Origin of the sequence: Streptomyces sp. DT2A-34 (assembly GCF_030499515.1) — a bacterium.
In the GTDB taxonomy this organism is placed as follows: Bacteria; Actinomycetota; Actinomycetes; order Streptomycetales; family Streptomycetaceae; genus Streptomyces.
This window is the reverse complement of sequence record NZ_JASTWJ010000001.1, coordinates 7,263,018-7,289,341: the sequence shown is the minus strand read 5'-3', so window position 1 is coordinate 7,289,341 and position 26,324 is coordinate 7,263,018. Positions and strand designations below refer to the sequence as shown.

The following is a 26,324-nucleotide window of genomic DNA, read 5'->3' as shown; positions in this document are numbered from 1 at the left end:
CACCCAAGCAACCATCCAACTCCGCGAAGACCACCCCGGCGACCAACGCCTCGTCGCCTACCTCGTCACCGACACCACCTGGGACCAGGCAGCCGCACACACCGCACTCACCGCCCAACTCCCCGACTACATGGTCCCCTCAGCCATCGTCACCCTCGACGCCCTCCCCCTCACCCCCAACGGCAAACTCGACCGCAAAGCCCTCCCCACCCCCGACTACACCGCGAAATCGGCGGGCCGGGCTCCGCGCAGCCCCCGCGAGGAAATCCTCTGCGCTCTCTACGCCGAGGTTCTGGGCGTCGACCGAGTCACCATCGACGACAACTTCTTCGACCTGGGCGGCCACTCCCTCCTCGCCACCCGCCTCGTCAGCCGCATCCGTACGACGCTGAGTGCCGAACTCTCCATCCGGCAGCTCTTCGAGACGCCGACGATCGCCGCACTGTCCGGCGCGCTCGACGAGTCCGGCAGCGTCCGCACCGCGCTCACCGCACGGCCGCGGCCCGAGCGCATCCCCCTCTCCTACGCCCAGCAGCGGCTGTGGTTCCTCCACCAGCTCGAAGGCCCCAACCCCACCTACAACACGGCCACGACGCTCCGCCTCACCGGCGCCCTCGACACGGACGCGCTGCGCACGGCGATCAGTGACGTCGTCGCCCGCCACGAAAGCCTGCGGACCGTCTTCACCGAGGACGAGCAGGGCTCGTACCAGATCGTGGTGCCCGCGGAAGCGGCCGAGACGCCGTTCACGGTCGTCGACGTGACCGAGGAGGAGGTCGGCGACCGGCTGGCCGAAGCCGTCGGTCACTGCTTCGACCTCACCCTTGAACTCCCGGCGCGCACCTGGCTGTTCCGGCTGTCCGAGCAGGAGCACGTCCTGCTGCTGCTCCTCCACCACATCGCCAGCGACGCCTGGTCCCGCACACCCCTGGCCCAGGATCTCACCGCCGCCTACGCCGCCCGCGTGCGAAGCGAGGCGCCCACCTGGGCTCCGCTCTCCGTCCAGTACGCCGACTACGCCCTCTGGCAGCAGGGCATCCTCGGCGACGACAGCGACCCGGAGAGCATCGCGGGCAGGCAACTCACCTACTGGAAGGAGCAGTTGGCCGGGCTGCCCGAGCAGCTCGACCTGCCCACGGACCGGCCACGCCCCGCCACCTCGGACTACTCGGGTGGCCACATCCCGTTCGCCGTCCCGGCGGAGTTGCACGCGCGGTTGACCAGCCTTGCGCGCGCCACCAACACCAGCACCTTCATGGTGGCCCAGGCCTCGGTCGTGGCTCTCCTCACCCGGCTCGGCGCGGGCGAGGACATCCCCATCGGCACCCCCGTCGCCGGACGCACCGACGACGCCACCGACCACCTCATCGGTCTCTTCATCAACACGCTGGTGCTCCGCACGGACACGGCCGGCAACCCCACCTTCCGTGAGCTCCTCGACCGCGTACGCGATACCGACCTCGCCGCCTACGCCCACCAGGACCTGCCCTTCGAGCGCCTCGTCGAGGCCCTCAACCCGGCTCGTACGCTGGCGCACCACCCCCTCTTCCAGGTCCTGCTCACGTTCAACAACACGGACCACGAAGGGGCGTTGAGCGAGATCGCCCAGCTTCCGGGGTTGGACGTCTCGTATCGGGAGGTCCAGCGGACGACGTCGAAGTTCGACCTGTCCTTCGGGTTCGCGGAGTCGTTCGACGAGGCCAGGCAGCCCCAGGGCATCAGCGGCGCGCTGGACTTCAGCACGGATCTCTTCGACCGCGCCTCGGCCCAGGCGATGGCGGACCGCTTCGTCCGCGTCCTGGAGGCCGTGACCGCGGCTCCCGACCAGCGCATCGCCGACATCGAGATCACCAGCGCGGCCGAGCGGGAGCGGGTGCTGGTGGAGTGGAACGGGGCCCGGACCGAGCTGCCCGACACGCCGCTGCACGAACTGGTGGCCGAGCAGGCCATACGTACGCCGGACGCGGTCGCGGTGGTGTGCGACGGTGACTCACTGACGTACGCGGAGCTGGACCGGCGCGCCAACCAGCTCGCCCGGCACCTCCTCGAACAGGGCGTGGGCGCCGAGCAGTTCGTAGCCCTGGCTCTGCCCAAGTCGCTCGACGCGATCGTCAGCATGCTCGCCGTCCTCAAGACCGGCGCCGCCTACCTGCCCATCGACCCCGACTACCCCGCCGAGCGCATCGACTACATGCTCGGTGACGCCACGCCCGCGCTGACGTTGACCGAGCCGGTGCCGGGCACGGTCTATCGGGAGAACTCCGCCGCCGCGATCACGGATGCCGAGCGGCGCCTGCCGTGGTCACCCCGGCATGCCGCCTACATGATCTACACCTCCGGCTCCACCGGCCGCCCCAAGGGCGTCATCATCGAACACCACGCCCTGGCCACCTACCTCCACCGCACCCGCACCACCTACACCGCCACCACCGGCACCACCCTCCTGCACTCCCCCCTCGCCTTCGACCTCACCATCACCGCCCTATGGACCCCCCTCACCAACGGCGGAACCGTCCACCTCACCTCGCTGGAAACCACCACCGTCCAGCCGACGCTGATCAAGGCAACCCCCAGCCACCTACCACTGCTCAACACCCTCCCCGACACCGCCTCCCCCTCCCACACCCTCATCCTCGGCGGCGAAGCACTCCATTCCGACCACCTCACCACCTGGCGCCAACACCACCCCCACGTCCAGATCATCAACGCCTACGGACCCACCGAATCCACCGTCAACATCACCGACCACCACCTCGAACCCGACACCGACACCGACACCCACGGCCCCGTACCGATCGGCCGACCGTTCACCAACACCCAGGTATACGTACTCGACTCAGCCCTGCGGCCCGTCCCCGCCGGAATACCAGGCGAGCTCTACCTCGCCGGCGAACAACTCGCCCGCGGCTACCACAACCGCCAAGCCCTCACCGCAGAACGCTTCACCGCCAACCCCCACGGCGAACCCGGCACCCGCATGTACCGCACCGGCGACCTCGCCCACTGGAACCACCACGGCCACCTCATCTACGACGGCCGCACCGACCACCAAATCAAACTCCGCGGCCACCGCATCGAACTCGGCGAAATCGAAACCACCCTCACCGCCCTACCAGGCGTCACCCAAGCAACCATCCAACTCCGCGAAGACCACCCCGGCGACCAACGCCTCGTCGCCTACCTCGTCACCGACACCACCTGGAACGAAGCCGAAACCCGCGCCACCCTCACCCGCCAACTCCCCGACTACATGGTCCCCTCGGCCATCGTCACCCTCGACGCCCTCCCCCTCACCCCCAACGGCAAACTCGACCGCAAAGCCCTCCCCGCACCCGACTACACCGCCCGCACCACCGGACGAGCCCCCCGCTCCCCCCGCGAAGAAATCCTCTGCGCTCTCTACTCGGAGATCCTGCGTGTCGACGGCGTCACCATCGACGACAACTTCTTCGACCTGGGCGGCCACTCTCTCCTCGCCACCCGCCTCGTCAGCCGCGTCCGCACGGCGCTGGGCGTCGAGCTGTCCGTGCGGCAGTTCTTCGAGACGCCGACGATCGCCGGGCTCTCCGGGGCGCTCGACGGGGCCGACCGTGCCCGCACCGCGCTCACCGCACGGCCGCGGCCCGAGCGCATCCCCCTCTCCTACGCCCAGCAGCGGCTGTGGTTCCTCCACCAGCTCGAAGGGCCCACCCCCACCTACAACATCCCCACCGCCCTCCGCCTCACCGGCACCCTCGACCAGGACGCCCTGCACCACGCCCTGCGCGACCTCGTCGCCCGCCACGAAAGCCTCCGCACCACCTACGCCGAGGACGCGCATGGGCCCCGGCAGGTCATCCACGCGTACGGGCCCGAGATCCTTCCGTTGACCGTGGTCGACGTCGACGGCGATGAGGACGCGCTCGACGCGAGGCTCTCGGAAGCCGCCCATCACGCCTTCGATCTGGCGGCCGAGATTCCCGTACGGGCAACCCTGTTCAGGGTGTCCGAGCAGGTGCACGTCCTGCTGCTGCTCATCCACCACATCGCTACCGACGCCTGGTCCCGCACACCCCTGGCCCAGGACTTCGCCGCCGCCTACACGGCGCGGTGCGCGGGTGACGCGCCCGGCTGGAAGCCGCTGCCCGTCCAGTACGCCGACTACGCCCTGTGGCAGCAGGAGGTCCTCGGCGACGACACCGATCCGGACAGCATCGCGGGCAGGCAACTCGCGTATTGGAAGGACGCGCTCGCCGCGCTCCCCGAGCAGCTCGACCTGCCCACCGACCGGCCCCGGCCCGCTGTCGCGAGCCAGGCGGGCGACCGTGTCGGGTTCACGCTCGGTCGGGAACTGCACGCCCGGTTGGCCGAGTTGGCGCGTGCCACGCACACCAGCACGTTCATGGTGGTGCAGGCCGCGCTCGCGACTCTGCTCACCCGCCTCGGCGCGGGCGAGGACATTCCGATCGGAACGCCGGTCGCCGGGCGCACGGACGACGCGACGGAGAACCTCATCGGCTTCTTCGTCAACACGCTCGTCCTGCGCACCGACACCAGCGGCAACCCCACCTTCCAGGAGCTCCTGGAGAACACACGGCGCGCCGACCTGGCCGCCTACGCGCACCAGGACCTGCCCTTCGAGCGGCTCGTCGAGGCGCTCAACCCGGCTCGTACGCTGGCGCACCACCCGCTCTTCCAGGTGATGCTCGTCCTGAGCACGGCGGACGCCGACCCGGAGACCTCGCTCGGTCTGCCCGGGCTGCGGGTCACCGCGGAGCGCAGCAGGCTCGGCGCGGCCAAGGTCGACCTCGCCTTCGCCCTCGCCGAGACGCGGGACGGCGAGGGCCGGAGCACCGGGCTGACCGGTGCCCTGGACTTCCGGACCGATCTGTTCGACAGGTCGACGGCGCGGTCCCTGGTGGAGCGGTTCGTACGGACGCTGGAAGAGGTCACCGCCGACCCCGGCATCCGGCTCTCCCAGGTGGGCATCCTGGGCGAGGTCGAGCGGCGCCGGCTGCTCGGCGAGGGGACCGTCACCACGCTGGAGAGCCTGGACGCGACGCTGCCCGAGCTGTTCGCGGCGCAGGTGGCCCGCACACCCGACGCGCCGGCCGCGGTGCAGGGCGGGACGACGGTGTCGTACGCCGAACTCGACGCCCGTGCGCACCGGCTGGCGCGTCTCCTGCGTCAGGAGGGGGTGCGGCCGGGGACCCCCGTGGTCATGCTGATGGAGCGGTCCCTGACGCACGTCGTGGCCACGTTGGCCATCGCCAAGGCGGGCGGCGCGTATGTGCCGCTGCACGACACCTATCCGCTGGACCGGATGCGCTACGTCGTGGCGGACACCGCCGCCACGCTGATCCTCGCCGACCGTGCGGAGGCCGCTCGGGCCGGGGAGCTCGGTGCCCGGGTCCTGGTGGTGGACGAGCACGGTGCCCCGTCCGACGCGCGGCACGACGGCGGGCTGAGCGTGGGGCTGCGCCCGCAGGACCTGGCGTACGTGATGTACACGTCCGGGTCCACCGGGCTGCCGAAGGGCGTGGCCGTCACCCAGCGCGGAGTCGTGGACCTCGTCCGTGACCACTGCTGGCGGCCGGGCACGCACGAGCGGGTGCTGCTGCACGCCCCGCACGCGTTCGACGTGTCCTGCTACGAACTGTGGGTGCCCCTGGTCTCCGGTGGGACGGTCGTCGTGGCGCCGCCCGGGCATCTGGACGCCGCCGCGATCACCGAGCTGATCTCCGCCCACGGCATCACCGCGATCCACCTCACCGCGGGCTTCTTCCGGGTCATCGCCGAGGAGGCGCCCGAGTGCTTCGCCGGGGTGCGGGAGGTGCTGACCGGTGGTGACGTGGTCTCGCCCGCCGCGGTCGCCCGGGTTCTGGAGCACGCTCCGGACACGGTGCTGCGTCATCTGTACGGGCCGACGGAGACGACGCTGTGCGTGACGCAGCACGAGGTCAGGGCGCCGTACGCGGCGCAGGGCACGCTGCCGATCGGACGGCCGACGGGGAACACCCGGGCGTATGTCCTCGACCGGTACCTCCAGCCGGTTCCCGCGGGCGTGCCGGGAGAGCTGTTCATCTCCGGCAGCGGCCTGGCGCGCGGCTATCTGCACCGGGCCGACCTGACCTGCGAGCGGTTCGTCGCCGATCCGTTCGGCGGGTCGGGCGAGCGGATGTACCGCACCGGTGACCTGGTGCGCTACAACCCGGCGGGCGAGCTGGAGTACCTGGCGCGCGCCGACGACCAGGTGAAGATCCGCGGCTTCCGCGTGGAGCTCGGCGAGATCGAGACGGTCCTCGCGACCCGGTCCGAACTGGCCCAGGCCGCCGTCGTCGTCCGCGAGGACCGGCCCGGTGACCGGCGCCTGGTCGGCTACGTGGTGGTGGCGGAGGGCCGGGCCGGCGAGGTGGACACGGACGGGCTGCGCGCCTTCGTGCGCCAGGCCCTGCCGGATTACATGGTGCCGTCGGCGTTCGTCGTCCTCGACGCCCTGCCGCTGACCGCGAACGGCAAGCTGGACCGCAAGGCGCTGCCCGCGCCCGACTACGCCGCGGGGTCCACCGGGCGGGCCGCCCGCACGCCCGTCGAGGAGCTGCTGTGCACGCTCTTCGCCGAGGTGCTGGGCCTGCCGACGGTCGGGGTCGACGACGGGTTCTTCGATCTGGGCGGCGACAGCATCCTGTCCATCCAGCTCGTCAGCAGGGCCCGTGCGGCGGGGCTCCCCCTCGCCGTCCGCGATGTCTTCGAGCACCAGTCGACGGCTCAGCTCGCCGAGGCGCTCGGCAGCCGGGAGGACGACAGCGCGTCGGAGGTCGCCGAGGTCGAACCCTACGGCCCCGCCCCGCTGACGCCCGTGATGGCGCGGATCGCCGAACTCGGCCTGGGCGGCGACGACTTCAACCAGTCCGTCGTGGTGTCCCTGCCGCCCGCGCTGGACGCGGACCGCTTGGCCTCCGCTCTCCAGAAGGTGCTCGACCACCATGACGCGCTGCGGCTGCTCGTCCGACCCGACGGGACCACGGAGGTCCGCCGGCCGGGCGCCGTGTCGGCCGCGGAGATCCTCGACGTCGTCGAAGCGACCGGTTCCGCCGACGACATCGAGGGCCTGGTCACCGGGCCGGCGTGCGCCGCGCGGGACCGCCTCGCGCCCGCCCACGGCCGCGTGTTCCAGGCGGTCAGGATCGACCGGGGGGCCGGGCAGGACGGGCTGCTGATCCTGGTCGCCCACCACCTGGTGGTCGACTCGATGACGTGGAGCATCCTCGTACCGGACCTCGCGGCGGCGTACGAAGGGGCCGAACTCGCCCCCGTCGGCACCTCGTGGCGGCAGTGGGCCACCTCGCTGGAGAGGCTCGCCACCGACCCGCGCGTCGAGGCCGAGACGGCCCACTGGGAGACCACGCTCGCCGGGGAGGCCGCCCTGCGGGTGGACCGCGGACGCGACGTCCAGGGCCGGTCGGGACGCATCGGCCTCGACCTGCCGGCCGGGACGACCGAGGCCCTGCTCACGCAGGTTCCCGGGAGTGTCAACGCGAGCGTGAACGACGTCCTGCTGACGGCCTTCGCGCTCGCCGTCGCCGAGTGGCGGCGCGACCGCGGCGAGGACCCCGACGCGCCCGTGGTGGTCGACCTGGAGAGCCACGGACGCCACGAGGACGCCGTGCCGGGCGCCGAACTCAGCCGTACCGCGGGCTGGTTCACCGCCCTCCACCCGGTGCGGCTCGCGCCGGACGTCGCCGACTGGACCCGGCTGCGCCAGGACGGCGCCGCCCTGCGCGACAGCCTCAAGCAGATCAAGGAGCAGTTGCGCGCCGTGCCGGGCGACGGCATCGGTTACGGCCTGCTGCGCCACCTCAACCCCACCACGGGCCCCCGCCTCGCCCGGCTGCCCGAGCCCGAGTTCGGCTTCAACTACCTCGGGCGCCGCACCACCGCGGCCTCGGGCACCCCGGAGCCGTGGACCGTGATCGGCGGCGGAGTCGCGGCCTCGCGCCCCACGGCGCCGATGGCCCACGCGGTGGAGATCAGCGCGGTCGCGTACGAAGGGGAGAACGGCCCCCAACTGCGCGCCGACTGGACCTACGCACGTCGCCTGGTCCCCGACCAGGACGCCCGGCAGCTGGCCGGGCACTGGTTCCGGGCTCTCGAAGCCCTGGTAGAGCACGCCGGCCGCCCCGGTGCGGGTGGCCTGACCCCGTCCGACGTGACACTCGACTCGCTCAGTCAGTCCGAGATCGAGGAGTTCGAGTCCGACCTTGAGTCCGAGTGGGAGATTGAGCAGTGAGTCAGCAACCGTCTCGTTCGCGTAGCAAGATCGAGGACATCCTTCCGCTCTCCCCGCTGCAAGAGGGCTTCGTGTTCCTCGGGCTGCTCCACAGCGAGGGACCCGACCTCTACGTGGGCCAGGTCGCGTTCGAGCTGGAGGGCTCCTACGACGGGGACCGCATGCGCGCCGCGGCACAGGCCCTGCTGCGGCGGCACGCCAACCTGCGCGCCGGGTTCCGCCAGCGCAAGAACGGCGCCTGGGCGCAGCTCGTCCTCCAGGACGTCGAACTCCCGTGGCAGGACGTCGACTTGACGGTCCGACCCGAGCGCGAGCGGGCTGCGGAGGCCGACCGGCTCGCCGCCGAGGACCGCGCACGACGGTTCGACCTGGGCCGTCCGCCGCTGCTGCGGTTCACGGCGATACGCCTGTCCGGGGACCGGGTCCGGCTGGTGATGACGAACCATCACATCGTGCTCGACGGCTGGTCGATGCCGGTGCTGCTGCGCGAACTCATGACGCTGTACGCCGCTGCGGGCGAGCCCTCCGCGCTGCCCCGGGTCCGCCCGTACCGCGACTACCTCACCTGGCTCGACGCCCGTGACCGGGACGGCGCCCGGGAGGCCTGGCAGGAGTCCCTCGCCGGGCTCGACGAGGCCACCCTGCTCGCCCCGGCCGGCGCGGTGGCTTCGGTCGCGCCCGAGCACGTCTCCTTCACCATGGACCCCGCTGTCAGCGGAGCGCTGGCCTCCTGGGCGCGGAGCCAGGGCGTCACGATGAACACGGTGGTGCAGGGTGCCTGGGCCCTGGCCCTCGCCCAGTCCACCGGCCGTGACGACGTCGTCTTCGGCGCCACCGTCTCGGGCCGCCCCCCGGAGCTGCCCGGCGTCGAGTCGATGATCGGCCTGTTCATCAACACCCTGCCCGTACGCGCCCGCCTCGACCACGCCGAGTCCCTCAGCGGCTTCTTCCGCCGCCTGCAGACCGAACAGACCCGCCTCCTGGACCACCAGTGGGCCGGCCTGGCCGACATCCAGCGCTGGGCCGGACACAGCGAACTCTTCGACACCGCCATGGTCTTCCAGAACTACCCCGTCGAGGAGGGCGACCTCACGGCCCCGACGGACACGGAGCGGCTCCGGGTCGCGTCCGCGGACATCAAGGGCGGCACGCACTTCGCGGTGAACGTCGTCGCGACGATGCGCGGCGCCGAGCTGTCCTTCCGCGTCGACTACCGCCCCGACCTCTACGACGCGGAGTACGCACGCGGCTTCGGCCGGCGGATGGTGCGGGTGCTGGAGACGCTGGTCTCCGACACCGACCTGCCCGTCGGACGCCTCGACACCCTCGACCCGGCCGAGCGGGAGCGGGTGCTGGTGGAGTGGAACGGGGCCCGGACCGAGCTGCCCGACACGCCGCTGCACGAGCTGGTGGCCGAACAGGCCCTACGTACGCCGGACGCGGTCGCGGTGGTGTGCGACGGTGACTCACTGACGTACGCGGAGCTGGACCGGCGCGCCAACCAGCTCGCCCGGCACCTCCTCGAACAGGGCCTCGGCGCCGAGCAGTTCGTAGCGCTCGCCCTGCCCAAGTCGCTCGACGCGATCGTCAGCATGCTCGCCGTCCTCAAGACCGGCGCCGCCTACCTGCCCATCGACCCCGACTACCCCGCCGAGCGCATCGACTACATGCTGGGCGATGCCACGCCCGCGCTGACGTTGACCGAGCCGGTGCCGGGCACGGTCTATCGGGAGAACTCCGCCGCCGCGATCACGGATGCCGAGCGGCGCGTGCCGTGGTCACCCCGGCATGCCGCCTACATGATCTACACCTCCGGCTCCACCGGCCGCCCCAAGGGCGTCATCATCGAACACCACGCCCTGGCCACCTACCTCCACCGCACCCGCACCACCTACACCGCCACCACCGGCACCACCCTCCTCCACTCCCCCCTCGCCTTCGACCTCACCATCACCGCCCTATGGACCCCCCTCACCAACGGCGGAACCGTCCACCTCACCTCGCTGGAAACCACCACCGTCCAGCCGACGCTGATCAAGGCAACCCCCAGCCACCTCCCACTGCTCAACACGCTGGAGGACACCGCCTCGCCCTCCCACACCCTCATCCTCGGCGGGGAGGCCCTGCACACCGATCACCTCACCACCTGGCGCCAGCAGCACCCCCAGGTCCAGATCATCAACGCCTACGGACCCACCGAATCCACCGTCAACATCACCGACCACCACCTCGAACCCGACACCGACACCGACACCCACGGCCCCGTACCGATCGGCCGACCGTTCACCAACACCCAGGTATACGTACTCGACTCAGCCCTGCGGCCCGTCCCCGCCGGAATACCAGGCGAGCTCTACCTCGCCGGCGAACAACTCGCCCGCGGCTACCACAACCGAGCCCCCCTCACCGCCGAACGCTTCACCGCCAACCCCCACGGACCTGCGGGCAGCCGCATGTACCGCACCGGCGACCTCGCCCACTGGAACCACCACGGCCACCTCATCTACGACGGCCGCACCGACCACCAAATCAAACTCCGCGGCCACCGCATCGAACTCGGCGAAATCGAAACCACCCTCACCGCCCTACCAGGCGTCACCCAAGCAACCATCCAACTCCGCGAAGACCACCCCGGCGACCAACGCCTCGTCGCCTACCTCGTCACCGACACCACCTGGGACCAGGCAGCCGCACACACCGCACTCACCGCCCAACTCCCCGACTACATGGTCCCCTCAGCCATCGTCACCCTCGACGCCCTCCCCCTCACCCCCAACGGCAAACTCGACCGCAAAGCCCTCCCCACCCCCGACTACACCGCGAAATCGGCGGGCCGGGCTCCGCGCAGCCCCCGCGAGGAAATCCTCTGCGCTCTCTACGCCGAGGTTCTGGGCGTCGACCGAGTCACCATCGACGACAACTTCTTCGACCTGGGCGGCCACTCCCTCCTCGCCACCCGCCTCGTCAGCCGCATCCGTACGACGCTGAGTGCCGAACTCTCCATCCGGCAGCTCTTCGAGACGCCCACCATCGCAGGGCTCTCCACCGCCCTCGACGCGTCCGGCGCCGTCCGCGCCGCCCTGACCGCGCGGACCCGTCCCGAGCGCGTCCCGCTCTCGTATGCCCAGCAGCGGCTGTGGTTCCTCCACCAGCTCGAAGGGCCCACCCCCACCTACAACATTCCGACCGCCCTCCGCCTCACCGGCACCCTCGACCAGGACGCCCTGCACCACGCCCTGCGCGACCTCGTCGCCCGCCACGAAAGCCTGCGGACCGTCTTCGCGGAGGAGGCCGAGGGGGAGCTCGGGCCGCGGCAGATCGTGTTGCCGGTCGAGCGGGCCGAGGTGCCGTTCGCCGTCGTGGACGTGACCGAGGAGGAAGTCGGTGACCGGCTGGCCGAGGCGAGCGGGCATGCCTTCGACCTGACGGCCGAGATTCCCATCCGTGTACGGCTGTTCAGGCTCTCCGAGTCCGAGCACGTGCTGCTGCTGCTCCTCCACCACATCGCCAGCGACGCCTGGTCCCGCACGCCTCTGGCGCGGGACCTGACGGGGGCGTACGCGGCGCGGTGCGCGGGTGACGCGCCCGGCTGGAAGCCGCTGCCCGTCCAGTACGCCGACTACGCCCTGTGGCAGCAGGAGGTCCTCGGCGACGACGCCGATCCGGAGAGCATCGCGGGCAGGCAACTCGCGTACTGGAAGGAGCAGTTGGCCGGTCTGCCCGAGCAGCTCGACCTGCCCGCCGATCGGCCCCGGCCCGCCACGGCGGGCTACTCGGGTGACCGCATCCCGGTCACCGTCCCGGCGGAGCTGCACACACGGCTCACGGAACTGGCCCGGTCCAGCAACACCACCACGTTCATGGTGATACAGGCGGCCCTCGCGGCTCTCCTCACCCGGCTCGGCGCGGGCGAGGACATTCCGATCGGCACTCCCGTCGCCGGACGCACCGACGACGCCACCGACGACCTCATCGGCTTCTTCATCAACACCCTCGTCCTGCGCACCGACACCAGCGGCAACCCCACCTTCCAGCAGCTCCTGGGCCGTGTGCGCGACACCGACCTGACCGCCTACGCCCACCAGGACCTGCCCTTCGAGCGGCTCGTCGAGGCGCTCAACCCGACCCGCTCCCTCGCCCACCACCCCCTCTTCCAGACGATGCTCACCCTGCACAACACGCAGGGGACGGAGGGGGAGGAGTTCGCCGGTCTGTCGGCCGAGGTCATGGCGTCGGAGTCGGTGTCGGCCCGTTTCGACCTGTCGTTCGCGCTGGCCGAACGGTTCGGGGACGGCAATGTCTGCGAGGGCATGAGCGGCAGCGTCACGTACAGCACGGACCTCTTCGACCGTGCCACCGTCCAGGACATCACCGACCGTCTGGTCCGGCTGCTGGCCGCGGCCGTGGCCCATCCCAACCGGCCCGTGGGGCAGTTGGAGATCATGGACGCGGCCGAACGGCGGCTGGTCCTTCAGGAGTGGAACGACACCGCCGCCGAGGTGCCCACCGAGTCGGTGACCCGTCTCTTCGAGCGGCAGGCAGAGCGGTCCCCGGACGCGACGGCCGTCGAGTTCGCGGACGCGCGGCTGTCCTACGCGGAGCTCAACGCACGCGCCAACCGGCTGGCCCGGTACCTGGTCGCACAGGGCGCGGCGCCGGGCCGGTTCGTGGCCGTCGCGATGCCGCGCTCGCTCGACCTGGTCGTCACGCTGCTCGCGGTCCTCAAGTCCGGCGCGGCCTATCTGCCGATCGACCCCGGTTACCCGGCCGACCGCGTCGGCCACATGCTCGACGACGCCGCGCCGGCCCTCACCCTGACCGAGCCGGTCGGGGAGGAGACGCTGACCGGGTACGCGGGTACGGACCTCGGTGACGCGGAGCTGCGGGCGTCGCTCTCCCCCGCGCATCCGGCGTACACGATCTACACCTCGGGGTCCACCGGACGTCCCAAGGGCGTGGTCGTGCCGCTCAGGGCACTGGGCAACTTCCTCGCGGCCATGGGCCGGCGGTTCGCGCCGGGCGCCGACGACCGGCTCCTCGCGGTCACCACGGTCGGCTTCGACATCGCGGGTCTGGAGCTCTTCCTTCCGCTGCTGCACGGAGCGGTGCTGGTGCTCGCCGACGAGGAGACGGCGAAGGACCCGCACGCGCTGCTGCGGACCGTCTCGGCGGCGCGGATCACCATGGTGCAGGCGACGCCGAGCCTGTGGCAGGGCGTCGCGGCCGCGGCGACGGGTGAGCTGGCCGGTGTCCACGTCCTGGTGGGCGGCGAGGCGCTGCCCACCGAGCTGGCACGCACGCTCACCGCCCGGGCCCGTTCCGTGACCAATCTGTACGGCCCGACGGAGGTGACGATCTGGGCCACGGCCGCCGACGTGGCCGAGGCCGGTCCCGTCATCGGCCGGCCCGTCGCCAACACGTCGGCGTATGTGCTGGACGGGGCGCTGCGTCCGGTCCCCGTGGGGGTGCCGGGTGAGCTGTACCTGTCCGGCGAGCAGTTGGCGGAGGGCTACCACCTGCGTCCGGGGCTGACTTCGGAGCGCTTCTGCGCCGACCCGTACGGCCCGCCCGGCGCCCGTATGTACCGGACGGGCGACCTGGTGGTCCGTCGGCGCGACGGTGCGCTGCGCTATCTGAGCCGGGTCGACCAGCAGGTCAAGCTGCGTGGTTTCCGTATCGAGCTCGGTGAGATCGAGGCGGAGCTGGTACGCCATCCGGCGGTCGCGGAGGCGGCCGTGGCGGTGCGCGAGGACCGGCCGGGCGACCAGCGTCTGGTGGCGTACGTCGTCGCGGCGGACACGGCGCCGGGCGCGGGGGTGCTGCGGGACCATCTGCGGCTGCGGCTGCCGGAGTTCATGGTGCCCACGGCTTTCCTCACGCTCGACGCGCTGCCGTTGACGCCGAACAAGAAGCTGGACCGCAAGGCGCTGCCCGCGCCGGACTACGCCGCCGAGTCGGTGGGCCGGGCCCCGCGCAGCCCGCGTGAGGAGATTCTCTGCACGCTGTTCGCCGAGGTGCTGGGCGCCGCCCGGATCGGTATCGACGACAGCTTCTTCGACCTGGGCGGGCACTCGCTGCTCGCGAGCCGTCTGGTCAGCCGCATCCGGACGGCGCTGGGGGTCGAGCTGTCCGTGCGGCAGTTCTTCGAGACGCCGACGATCGCCGGTCTGTCCGTCGTCCTCGACCGGGCGGCGGGTGCGCGGGCGCCGCTCGTGGCCCGGCCGCGTCCGGAGCGCGTCCCGCTGTCGCCGGCCCAGCAACGTCTGTGGTTCCTCTACCAGTTCGAGGGTCCCTCGGCGACGTACAACGTGCCCACGGCGCTGCGGCTGACCGGCCCGGTGGACCGGGCCGCGCTCGACCGGGCGATCGGTGACGTGCTGGCGCGGCACGAGAGCCTGCGGACCGTCTTCGCCGAGGACCCGGAGGGCTCGCGTCAGATCGTGCGGCCCGCCGACCGGGTCGGCCACCGCCTCGACGTCGTCGACGCCACCGAGGAGGACGTCGAGGAGCGGGTGGCCCGAGCGGCCCGGCACGTCTTCGATCTGACGGCCGACATCCCGTTCCTGGCACGGCTGTTCAGGATCTCCGACACCGAGCACGTCCTGCTGCTGCTGATCCACCACATCGCCAGCGACGGATGGTCGATGGCCCCGCTCGCCCGTGACCTCGTCACCGCGTACGCGGCGCGCTGCGCGGGCGACGCGCCGGGCTGGGAGCCGCTGCCGGTCCAGTACGCCGACTACGCCCTGTGGCAGCACGACGTGCTGGGGGACGAGTCCGATCCGCAGAGTGTGGCGGGGCGGCAGCTGGCGTACTGGAAGGATGCCCTGGCCGGGCTGCCCGAGCAGCTCGAACTGCCCACGGACCGGCCCCGGCCCGCGACCGCCGGCTACACCGGCGACCGCATCCCCTTCACCATCCCCGCGGCGCTGCACGCGCGGCTGACGGATCTGGCCCGCGCCACGCACACCAGCCTGTTCATGGTGACCCAGGCGGCGTTCGCCGCGCTCCTGACACGGTTGGGAGCGGGCGAGGACATTCCCATCGGTACGGCGGTCGCGGGACGTACCGACGACGCCACCGAGGACCTCGTCGGGTTCTTCGTCAACACGCTGGTGCTGCGCACCGACACCAGCGGCAACCCCACCTTCCGCGATCTCCTGGGCCGGGTGCGGGAGAGCGATCTCGCCGCGTACGCCCACCAGGAGGTGCCGTTCGAGCGGCTGGTGGAGGCGCTCAACCCCACCCGCAGCCTCGCCCATCACCCGCTGTACCAGGTGATGATCACGTTCAACAACACGGCGGGCGCGGTGCGCGACGAGGACCGGGCGGCTGTCGCCGGGGGCGGCACGCTGCTGAACGCGACCCGGATGGCGGCCGCCACCGGGGTGGCGAAGTTCGATCTGTCGCTCACCCTCGGCGAGGGGCACGACGAGTCCGGTGCGCCGACGGGCATGCGGGGTTCGCTGGAGTACCGCACGGAGCTGTTCGACCGGGAGACCGCCGAGTCGATCATCTCGCGGCTGCTCGGCGTGCTCGGCTCGGTCACGGCGGACGCGGACCGGCCGATCGGCGGGATCGGCCTGCTGGACCCGGCCGAGCGGCAGCAGTTGCTGGCGGGGTGGAACGACACCGCGCGTGAGCAGCGGGAGGCGACGCTGCCCGAGCTGTTCGAGGAGCAGGTGGCGAGGACGCCTCGGCGGCCCGCGTTCTCCGCGGGCGGGACGACGCTGTCGTACGCCGAACTCAACTTCCGCGCCAACCGGCTCGCCCATCTCCTCGCGGAGTGCGGGGCGGGCCCCGAGCAGGTGGTGGCGATCTCGTTGCCGCCGTCGGTGGAGATGGGGGTGGCGGTCCTCGCGGTGCTGAAGACCGGTGCCGCGTATCTGCCGGTCGACCCGAGCAGTCCGCGCGAGCGGATCGCGACGATGATCGAGGACGCTGACCCGATCTGCGCGCTGACCACCTTGTCGGTCCCCGACGACGTCTTCCCCGCGGAGCTGGCCCGGCTGGTCCTGGACAGCCCGGACGTGACCGGGCGGCTCGCCGGGCAGCCCGCGCACGATCTGACGGACGAGGACCGGACGCAGCCGCTGTCCCCGTGGAACGCGGCCTACATCATCTACACGTCGGGTTCGACGGGCCGCCCCAAGGGTGTGCTGGTCGAGCACCAGCCGGTCGTCAACTACCTGGCGGTGTCGGCGGAGTTGTACCCGGGGGTGGCGGGCCACGCGCTGCTGCACTCGCCGCTGTCCTTCGACCTGACGGTCACGGGCCTGTTCGCGCCGCTGCTGAACGGCGGCTGCGTGCACCTCGCCGACCTGGAGGAGCTGCACGAGCGGTCCCTGGCCGGTGACGTGCCCGCCGACCTGCCGCAGATGACGTTCCTGAAGGCGACGCCGAGCCATCTGCCGCTGATCACGGAGCTGCCCGGGGTCTGTGTGCCGCGCGGGGAGCTGGTCCTCGGCGGCGAGTCGCTGACCGGTCGCGCGGTGCGGACGCTGCTCGCGGCGCACCCGGGGGCCACCGTGCTCAACGAGTACGGCCCGACCGAGACGATCGTCGGCTGCACCACCTGGCGCGTCGAGTCGCCGGACGACCTCGCGGATGGCGTGCTGACCATCGGCCGCCCCTTCCCCAACACCCGGATGCTGGTGCTCGACCCGTATCTGCAGCCCGTGCCGGCCGGTGTGCCGGGCGAGTTGTACGTGTCCGGTGTGCAGTTGGCGCGTGGCTACCTCAACCGGCCCGGGCAGAGCGCCTCCCGGTTCGTCGCCAACCCCTTCGAGGGGCCGGGCGAGCGGATGTACCGCACCGGTGACATCGTGCGCTGGAACCGCCGTGGCGACCTGGAGTTCATCAGCCGGGTCGACGACCAGGTGAAGATCCGGGGCTTCCGGGTGGAGCTGGGCGAGGTCGAGTCCGCTCTGTCGCGGCACCCCGGGGTGCCGGAGGCCGTGGCGGTCGTACGGGAGGACCGGCCGGGCGACCGCCGTCTGGTCGCGTACCTGGTGGCGGGGGCCGGCCCGGTGCCGACGGACGCGGAGCTGCGGGGGCATCTGCAGGACGCGCTGCCCGACTACATGGTGCCGTCGGCGTTCGTCCGCCTGGACGAGCTGCCGCTGACGGCCAACGGCAAGCTGGACCGGGGGCGGCTGCCCGCGCCGGACTACGCGACGATCAGCACGGGCCGGGCGCCGAGCACGCCGCGCGAGGAGCTGCTGTGCGCGCTGTTCGCCGACGCGCTGGGACTGGAGTCCGTCGGTGTGGACGACGGCTTCTTCGACCTCGGCGGCGACAGCATCCTGTCCATCCAGCTCGTCAGCCGGGCCCGCGCACAGGGCCTCGCCCTCTCCGTGCGGGACGTCTTCGAGCACCAGAGCGTCGCCCACATCGCCGAGGCGCTGGGTGACGCGGAGCCGGAGACGGGTCCCGCGGACGCCGAGGAGCAGGGGGCGAGCGGGCCGGTGCCGGCCACGCCGATCATGCGGTGGTTCGCCGAACTGGGCGGGCCCGTCGCCCCGTTCAACCAGTCCGTGGTGGTGTCCGTCCCCGCGGACCTCGACGAGGAACGGCTCGTGGCGGCTGTGCAGGCCGTCGTCGACCGGCACGACACGCTGCGCCTGCGGGTCGCCGACGACTGGACCATGTCCATCCTCGAACCGGGTTCCGTGGACGCGGCCGGTCTCCTCACGCACCACAGCGCACCGGACCTCGACGACGCCGAACTGCACACCGTCGTCGCCGCGTCGGCCGCGGCCGCACGCGACCGGCTCGACCCGGGCGAGGGGCGGGTGCTGCGGGCCTGCCGGATCGACCGCGGTCCGCGGCGGCACGGACTGCTGGTCCTGGTCGCCCACCACCTCGCCGTGGACGCCGTCAGCTGGCGCCTGCTCGTCCCCGACCTGGCCGCCGCCTACGAGGGCCGCCCGCTCAGCCCGGCCGGAACCACCTGGCGCCAGTGGGCCGGTACGCTCCAGGACCTCGCCGCCCGTCCCGCCACCGAGGCCGAGGCGGACCATTGGCTGGACGCGGTCCGCCCCGCCGCCGAACTGTCCCTCGACCCCTCGCGCGACACCCACGCCCGGTCCGGGCAGGTCGTCCTCGACCTCGACGCGGACACCACCGAAGCCCTCCTCACCTGGGTCCCGGGAGTGTTCCGCGCGGAGATCAACGATCTGCTGCTCACCGCGTTCGGCCTGGCCGTCGCCGACTGGCGGCGCGGCCGGGGCCACAGCGCCGAGACGCCCGTCGCGGTGGACCTGGAGAGCCACGGCCGCCACGAGCACCTCGCTCCCGGCGCCGACCTCACCCGCACCACCGGCTGGTTCACGGCGATGCACCCGGTCCTGCTGAGCCCGGGGGTCAGCGACTGGGCCGACGTGTGGGACGGCGGGGCCGCGGCGGGGCGTGCCCTGAAGCGGGTGAAGGAGCAGCTGCGCGCCGTGCCGGGCGACGGGCTCGGCTACGGCCTGCTCCGCTACCTCAACCCCCGCACCCGGGACCGGTTCGCCGAACTCCCGGCGCCCGCGTACGGGTTCAACTACCTGGGGCGGTACACCGGCGGCCGCGCCACCGGCGGCGCCTCCGGGCCCGAGCCGTGGAGCGTGCTCGGCCGGGGCGTCGCGGGCCAGCATCCGGACACCGTGCTCGCGCATCCGGTCGAGCTCGTCGCGGGCGCCCACGACACGGAGCAGGGGCCGAGGCTGCACAGCGTCTGGACGTACGCGAGCGCCGTCCTCTCCGAGGACGAGGTACGGCGCCTGGGCGAAAGCTGGTTCAGGGCCCTGAAGGCGCTGGTCGAGCACGCGGGCCGGCCCGAGGCGAGCGGTCTGACCCCCTCGGACGTCTCCCTCACCTCGCTCAGCGAGGACGACATCACACGACTCGAAAGCGAATGGGGTTCCCTCTGATGGCCAAGTCCGGCTTGGAAGACATCCTGCCGCTGTCCCCGCTGCAGGAGGGGATGCTGTTCCACAACCTCTTCGACGACGAGGAGCTGGACGCCTACAACGTCCAGGTCTTCATCGAGCTCGACGGCAACGTCGACCCGGTCCGGCTGCGCCGGGCGGGCGAGGCGCTCCTGGAGCGGCACGCGAATCTGCGCGCCGCCTTCCGCCACGAGGGGCTGAAGCGTCCGGTGCAGCTCATCCCCCGCAAGGTCGAGCTGCCCTGGCGCGAGGAGGACCTGCGGGGCGTGGCGGAGGCGCAGCGGGAGGAGGAGGCGGAGCGGATCGCCGCGCACGACCGCTGGACCCGGTTCGATCTGGGCCGGCCGCCCCTGATCCGCTTCACCCTGATCCGGCTCGGCGCGACCCGCTACCGCATGGTGATGACCAACCACCACATCCTGCTCGACGGCTGGTCCATGCCGGTGCTGCTGCGCGAGCTGCTGACGCTGTACACGGTCCACGGGGACGTGACGGCGCTGCCCCGGGTGCGTCCGTACCGCGACTACCTCAACTGGCTCGGCGGCCGCGGCCGGGACGCGGCCGAGGAGGCGTGGACGGAGGCGTTCGCCGGGTTCGACACGCCGAGCATCGTGGCGCCGGACCGGGGGGCGCTGACCGCTGCGCCGGAGCGGATCGACTTCTCCGAGGACGAGGCGGCGAGCGCCGCGCTGACCCGGTTCGCCAGGTCGAACGGGCTGACCGTCAACACCGTGATCCAGGGGGCCTGGGCCCTGGTCCTGTCGCATCTGACGGGCCGTGACGACGTGGTGTTCGGGGTGACGGTCAGCGGCCGCCCGCCCGAGCTGCCCGGTGTCGACACGATGGTCGGCCTGTTCATGAACACCCTGCCGTTGCGTGTCCGGCTGCGGCCCGCGGAGTCGCTGACGGGCTTCCTGCGCCGGGTGCAGAGCGAGCAGGCGCGGCTGATCGACCACCAGTGGGTGTCTCTCGCGGACATCCAGCGCTGGGCGGGCTCGGGTGAACTGTTCGACACGGCCATGGTGTTCGAGAACTATCCGCTGAACTCCAGCCGCGGCCGTCCCCCGGGCGCCGGGCCCGACGCGGACCTCCCCACGGTCCTGAAGGTCCACTCGCGGGACCAGATGCACTATCCGCTGGGCCTGCTCGCCCTGCCGCGCGAGACCCTGCGGTTCTCGCTGGGCTATCTTCCGCAGGTCTTCGACGCCGAGCAGGTCAGGTCGGTGATCGCCGCGTTCCGCCGGGCGCTCAGGACGATCCTGGACACTCCGGGGACCGCGGTGGGTGCGGTCGCGCTCCTGGACCCGGAGGTGCGCAGCACGGTCCTGGAGAAGTGGAGCGGCTCGGACGACGTACGGCCCGCCGAGCGGTTCACGGACCTGTTCGAGGAGCAGGTGGCCCGCACCCCCGGCAAGACGGCGCTGATCGCCCCCGACGGGGCTCTGTCCTACGCCGAACTCAACGCGTCCGCCAACCGTCTGGCGCGCCGCCTGGTCCAGCTGGGCGTCGGCCCCGAGCGCCCCGTGGCGATCGCGGTGCCGCGCCGCACCGAGCTCGTGGTCGGCATGCTCGCGGTGCTCAAGGCGGGCGGCATGTATGTGCCGATCGACCCGGAGTACCCGGCCGACCGCATCCGGCACATGATCGAGGACTCCGACCCCGCGCTGGTCCTCACCACGTCCGACGTGGACCCCCAGGTGCGGGAGGAGTGCTGCGGCCCGCTGACGTTCGTCATGGACGACCCGCAGACCGGGAGGTCGCTGCGTCAGCACTCCGGGATCAACCTCGTCGACGCGGACCGCAGCGGCCCGCTGCTGCCGCGCCACCCGGCGTACATCATCTACACATCGGGCTCGACGGGCCGCCCCAAGGGCGTCGTCATCGAGCACCAGGCGCTGTCGGCGTTCGTCAGACACTGCCGTTCCTCGCAGGCCCCGGACATCTCGGGGCTGTCCGTGATGCAGGCCTCGGCGTCGTTCGACCAGAGTGTCGGCTCGCTGCACGCCCCGCTGATCAGCGGCGGCTGCGTGCGCCTGACGGATCTGCGGGATCTCGCCGAGACGGCCGTGGCCGAACCCGGGTTCCGCCGGGCGACGTTCATGAAGGGCACCCCGTCGCACCTGGCTCTGCTCGCGACGATGCCCGAGACCGTCTCGCCCTCCGGGATCCTCACGCTGGGCGGCGAGGAACTGCGCGGCGAGGTCCTCGCTCCGTGGCGCGCGGGCATGCCGGAGGTGACCGTGGTGAACGTCTACGGTCCGACCGAGGCCACGGGCCACTGCCTGGAGCACTGGATCAGGCCGGACACCGCGCTGCCGCCGGGGCCGGTGCCGATCGGCACCCCGCACGAGGGGGTGCGGCTGTACGTCCTCGACTCGGCGCTGCGGCCGGTCGCCCCCGGCCTGGACGGTGAGGTGTATCTGGCGGGCGTTCAGCTGGCGCGCGGGTATCTGGGCCGCAGCCGGCTGACCGCCGAGCGGTTCACGGCCGACCCGTTCGGCGCGGCGGGCAGCCGTATGTACCGCACGGGCGATGTCGCCCGCTGGAACGACGTGGGCGAGCTGACGTTCGTCGGCCGCGCGGACCGCCAGATCAAGCTGCGCGGGTACCGCATCGAACTCGGCGAGATCGAGGCCGCCGTCGTGGCCCTGCCGGGCGCCGCCCAGGCGGCGGTCGTGCTGCGTGAGGACCAGCCCGGCGACCAGCGACTCGTCGCGTACGTCGTGGCGGACCGCGGCGTGTGGGACGAGGCGGCGGCGTACACCGCGCTGGGCCGCGAACTCCCCGACTTCATGATGCCGTCGGCGTTCGTCACCCTGGACGCCCTGCCGCTCAGCCCGAACGGCAAGCTGGACCGCGCGGCCCTGCCCGCCCCCACCTACACCGGCCGGGTCTCGGGGCGGGCGCCCCGCACCCCCCGTGAGGAGATCCTCTGCGGCCTCTACGCGGAGGTCCTCTCGCTGCCGCAGGTCACGATCGACGACAACTTCTTCGACCTGGGCGGGCACTCCCTGCTCGCCACCCGCCTCGTCAGCCGCATCCGTACGACGCTGGGCGCCGAGCTCTCCATCCGCCAGTTCTTCGAGACGCCGACGATCGCCGCACTCACCGGGGTGCTCGACCGGGCCGGCCGGGCGCGCACCGCTCTCACGGCGCGGCCGCGGCCCGAGCGCATCCCCCTCTCCTACGCCCAGCGACGCCTGTGGTTCCTCCACCGGCTCGAGGGCCCCAGCCCCACCTACAACATCCCGACGGCGCTTCGCCTCACGGGCCCTGTGGACCAGGAGGCCCTGCGCCGGGCGCTGCTGGACGTGGTCGCCCGTCACGAGAGCCTGCGGACGACGTTCACCGAGGACGAGCACGGGCCCCGGCAGGTGGTGCTGGGCCCCGAGGAGGTCCGGCTCGCCTTCGAGACGGCCGACACCACCGAGGCCGAGTACGAGGCCGATCTGGCGCGGGCGGCCCGTCACTGCTTCGACCTCGGTGCCGAGATTCCGGTGCGCGCCCGTCTGCTGCGCCTCTCCGCGCAGGAGCACGTCCTGCTGCTGCTCATCCACCACATCGCCAGTGACGCCTGGTCCCGTGCCCCGCTCGCGCACGACCTGACGAGCGCGTACACGGCCCGGTGCGCGGGCCGGGCGCCCGTGTGGGAGCCGCTGCCGGTCCAGTACGCCGACTACGCCCTGTGGCAGCAGGAGGTCCTCGGCGACGACGCCGACGCCGACAGCATCGCCTGCAGGCAACTCGCGTACTGGAAGGCGCAGTTGGCCGGGCTGCCCGAGCAGCTCGACCTGCCCGCGGACCGGCCCCGCCCCGCCACCGCCGACCACACCGGCGACCGGGTGTCCTTCGCCGTTCCCGCGGAACTGCACGCCCGGCTCACCGAGTTGGCGCGCGCCTCCGACACGACCCTCTACATGGTCCTGCAGGCCGCGCTCGCCACGCTGCTCGCCCGGCACGGCGCGGGCGAGGACATCCCCATCGGCACCCCCATCGCCGGACGCACCGACGACGCCACCGACGACCTCATCGGCTTCTTCGTCAACACCCTCGTCCTGCGCACCGACACCAGCGGCAACCCCACCTTCCGGCAGCTCCTGGGCCGCGTCCGGGACACCGACCTGGCCGCCTACGCCCACCAGGAGCTCCCGTTCGAGCGGCTGGTGGAGGCCCTCAACCCCACCCGTTCCCTCTCCCACCACCCCCTGTTCCAGGTGGTGCTCGCGCTGCAGAGCGCGGGCCCGCAGCGGGCGGGCGGGGAGGCCGCCGCCCAGGGCGCCCCGTCCCTGCCGGGCGGTCTGGTCATCTCCGGCCTGGGCGGCACGGCGGCGACCGCCGCCAAGGTCGACCTCGGGTTCTCGGTGTCGGAGCGCCGGGCCGCGGACAACGCCCCCGCCGGGATCGCGGGCGTCCTCGACTACCGGACCGACCTGTTCGACCGCGGCACCGCCCAGGCGCTGGTCGACCGGTTCGTGCGGGTGCTCGCCGAGGCGGCCGGCCGCCCCGACCTGCCGCTGAGCCGGATCGACGTCCTCGGTCCCGAGGAGCGGCACCGCGTCGTCGAGGAGTGGAACGCCACGGCCAAGGGCCTGACTCCGGCCACGCTGCCGGACCTCTTCGAGCGGCATGTACGGGAGCGGCCCGACGCCGAGGCCCTCGTCTTCGGTGACGAGTCGCTGAGTTACGGGGAGCTCAACGCGCGCGCCAACCGGCTGGCCCGGCTGCTGGTCGCGCGGGGTGCCGGACCCGAGCGCCGGGTCGCCCTGGCGCTGCCCCGCTCCCCGGAGCTGGCCGTCGCCGTCCTCGCGGCGGTCAAGGCCGGTGCCGCCTATCTGCCGCTCGACCCGGGGCACCCGGCCGAACGGATCGCCGGGACGCTCCAGGACGCGGCACCGGTGGCGCTCCTCACCACCAGCGGCGTCGCCGCCTCGCTCCCGGACGTGGCGGTGCCCCGGATCCTGCTGGACGAGGAGCCGGCGGCCGGCGAGGCGGCGGGTGACCTGACCGACACCGACCGGCTCGCGCCGCTCCTGCCGTCGCACCCCGCCTACGTCATCTACACGTCCGGCACGACCGGCCGCCCCAAGGGCGTGACCGTCACGCACGCGGGGCTGCCCGGCCTGGTGGACATCTTCACCGCGCACTGCGGGGTCGTCCCCGGCAGCCGCGTCCTGCACCACCTGTCCCCCTCCTTCGACGGCGGGTTCTGGGAACTGTCGATGGGTCTGCTGACCGGGTCGACCCTGGTCGTCGCGGAGCCCGGCATCACCCCGGGCCCGGCCCTCGCGGACCTCGCGGTGCGGCAGGCGGTCACGCACGCGGCGATCCCGCCGGCGGTGCTCCAGCTGATCCCCGAGGGGGCGCTGCCCGCCGGCATGACGCTGGTCGTCGCCGCCGAGAGCTGCCCGCCGGAGCTGGTCGAGCGCTGGTCCTCGGGGCGCCTGATGCTCAACTCGTACGGCCCGACGGAGGCGACGGTCTGCGCGACCATGAGCGGCCCGCTGACGGGTTCGGTCGTCCCGCCGATCGGCGCCCCGATCGCCGACACCGCCGTGCACGTCCTGGACGGCGCGCTCCAGCCGGTGCCGCCGGGTGTGCCCGGCGAACTGTACGTACGGGGTCCCGGGCTCGCCCGCGGCTACCTCGGCAGGCCGTCCCTCACCGCGGGCCGTTTCGTGGCGAGTCCGTACGGGCCCGCGGGCGGCGTGATGTACCGCACCGGCGACCTGGTCCGCTGGAACGCCGACGGCGTCCTGGAGTACCTGGGCCGTACCGACACGCAGATCAAGCTGCGCGGCATGCGCATCGAACCGGCGGAGATCGAGACGGTGGTGACCCGCCAGGCGGGGATCCGGCGGGCGGCGGTCCTGGTCCGCGAGGACTCGCCCGGCGACCGCCGCCTGGTCGGCTACGTCGTGCCGGACGCCGGTACGGCCGTGGACACCGCCACGCTGCGACAGCGGCTGCGCGAGCTCCTGCCCGAGTACATGGTGCCCGCCGCCTTCGTCGTCCTGGACGCGCTGCCGCTCACCGCGAACGGCAAGCTGGACCACCGCGCGCTGCCCGCCCCCGAGTACCGCGCCGCGGACGGGCGCGCCCCGCGCACCCCGCGCGAGGAGGCCCTGTGCCGGCTCTTCGCCGAGGTGCTGGAACTGGACCTGGTCGGTCCCGACGACGGCTTCTTCGACCTGGGCGGCCACTCGCTCCTGGCGATCCGGCTCGTGGAGCGGGCCCGCGCCGAGCTCGGCGTGGAGATGGCCGTGCGCGACCTGTTCGCCGCGCCGTCGGTCGCGGACCTCTCGGCGCGGCTCGCCGCACGCGGCGACCACGAGCCGATGGAGCGCCTCCTTCCGCTGCGGGCGTCCGGCTCACGGCGTCCGGTGTTCTGCGTCCACCCCGGGTCCGGCATGAGCTGGTGCTACTCGGGTCTCGTCCGCCATCTGCCCGCCGACATCCCGGTGTACGGCATCCAGGCCGCGGGCCTCGACGGCGACGGGCGGCTGCCCGCCACGCTGGAGGAGATGGCCGCCGAGTACGCCGATCTGGTCCAGCAGGCGCAGCCGCAGGGGCCGTACCGGCTGCTCGGCTGGTCGCTCGGCGGCAACGTGGCCTTCGCCATGGCGGGCGAGCTGCGCGCACGCGGCCAGGAGGTGGAGCTCCTGGCGTTCCTGGACGCCTACCCGCGACGTGTGACGCAGGGCGAGGAGACCCCGCTGGCCGAGGTGTTCGCGCACAATCTGCGCGACGCCGGGTTCGACATCGGCACCGAGGAGCTCGCCGACGGAGCGTTCCCCGCGGCCCGCTACCGGGCGTTCCTGAACGCCGCCGGTGACCCGATGGGCCGGCTCGACGAGGCCGAACTGGCCGCGGTCCTCCAGGTGTTCATGAACAACGCCGGGCTGATGCGCGGCCACACTCCGGGCGCTTTCGACGGCGACGTGCTGGTCCTGTCGGCCGAGCGGGTGCCCGGCGAGAAGCTGGCGCGCCGCGGCGCCGAATCGTGGCGCCCCTACGTGACGGGCCGTATCGAGCGGGTCGGTGTCGACGCCGACCACCTCGGGCTCGTCCAGTCCGACGCCGCGCTCGCGGTCGTCGGGCGTGCCCTGACCGAACGACTGGACTGA

At 72.5% G+C, this 26,324-nt stretch carries 3 protein-coding genes (1 of these 3 only partly in view); all 3 read left to right on the top strand.

The annotated features are described in order from the left end of the window. Tightly spaced (each overlapping or abutting the next), the 3 genes in view from QQM39_RS32670 to QQM39_RS32660 form a layout consistent with a single transcriptional unit that may run on beyond the window. A protein-coding gene (locus tag QQM39_RS32670; RefSeq protein WP_302001140.1) for a non-ribosomal peptide synthase/polyketide synthase crosses the window boundary here: on the top strand, positions 1 to 8,269 show its end. The gene continues 13,613 nt to the left of window position 1, outside the view; the window shows 8,269 of its 21,882 coding nt (coding positions 13,614-21,882); its start codon lies off the left edge, out of view; the stop codon is at positions 8,267 to 8,269. Beyond that, positions 8,266 to 19,182 (top strand): non-ribosomal peptide synthetase, encoded by a 10,917-nt coding sequence (locus tag QQM39_RS32665; protein ID WP_302001139.1) that lies wholly within the window; start codon positions 8,266 to 8,268, stop codon positions 19,180 to 19,182. The genes QQM39_RS32670 and QQM39_RS32665 overlap by 4 nt, the downstream gene beginning before the upstream one ends. Next, on the top strand, positions 19,182 to 26,324 hold the full coding sequence (locus QQM39_RS32660; RefSeq protein WP_302001138.1) for a non-ribosomal peptide synthetase: 7,143 nt from the start codon (positions 19,182 to 19,184) through the stop codon (positions 26,322 to 26,324). Before QQM39_RS32665 ends, QQM39_RS32660 begins: the two co-directional genes overlap by 1 nt.

Bases quoted from the DNA above. Each gene is read 5' to 3' on its own strand.
- QQM39_RS32660 (WP_302001138.1), top strand. From the start codon at position 19,182: ATGGCCAAGTCCGGCTTGGAAGACATCCTGCCGCTGTCCCCGCTGCAG.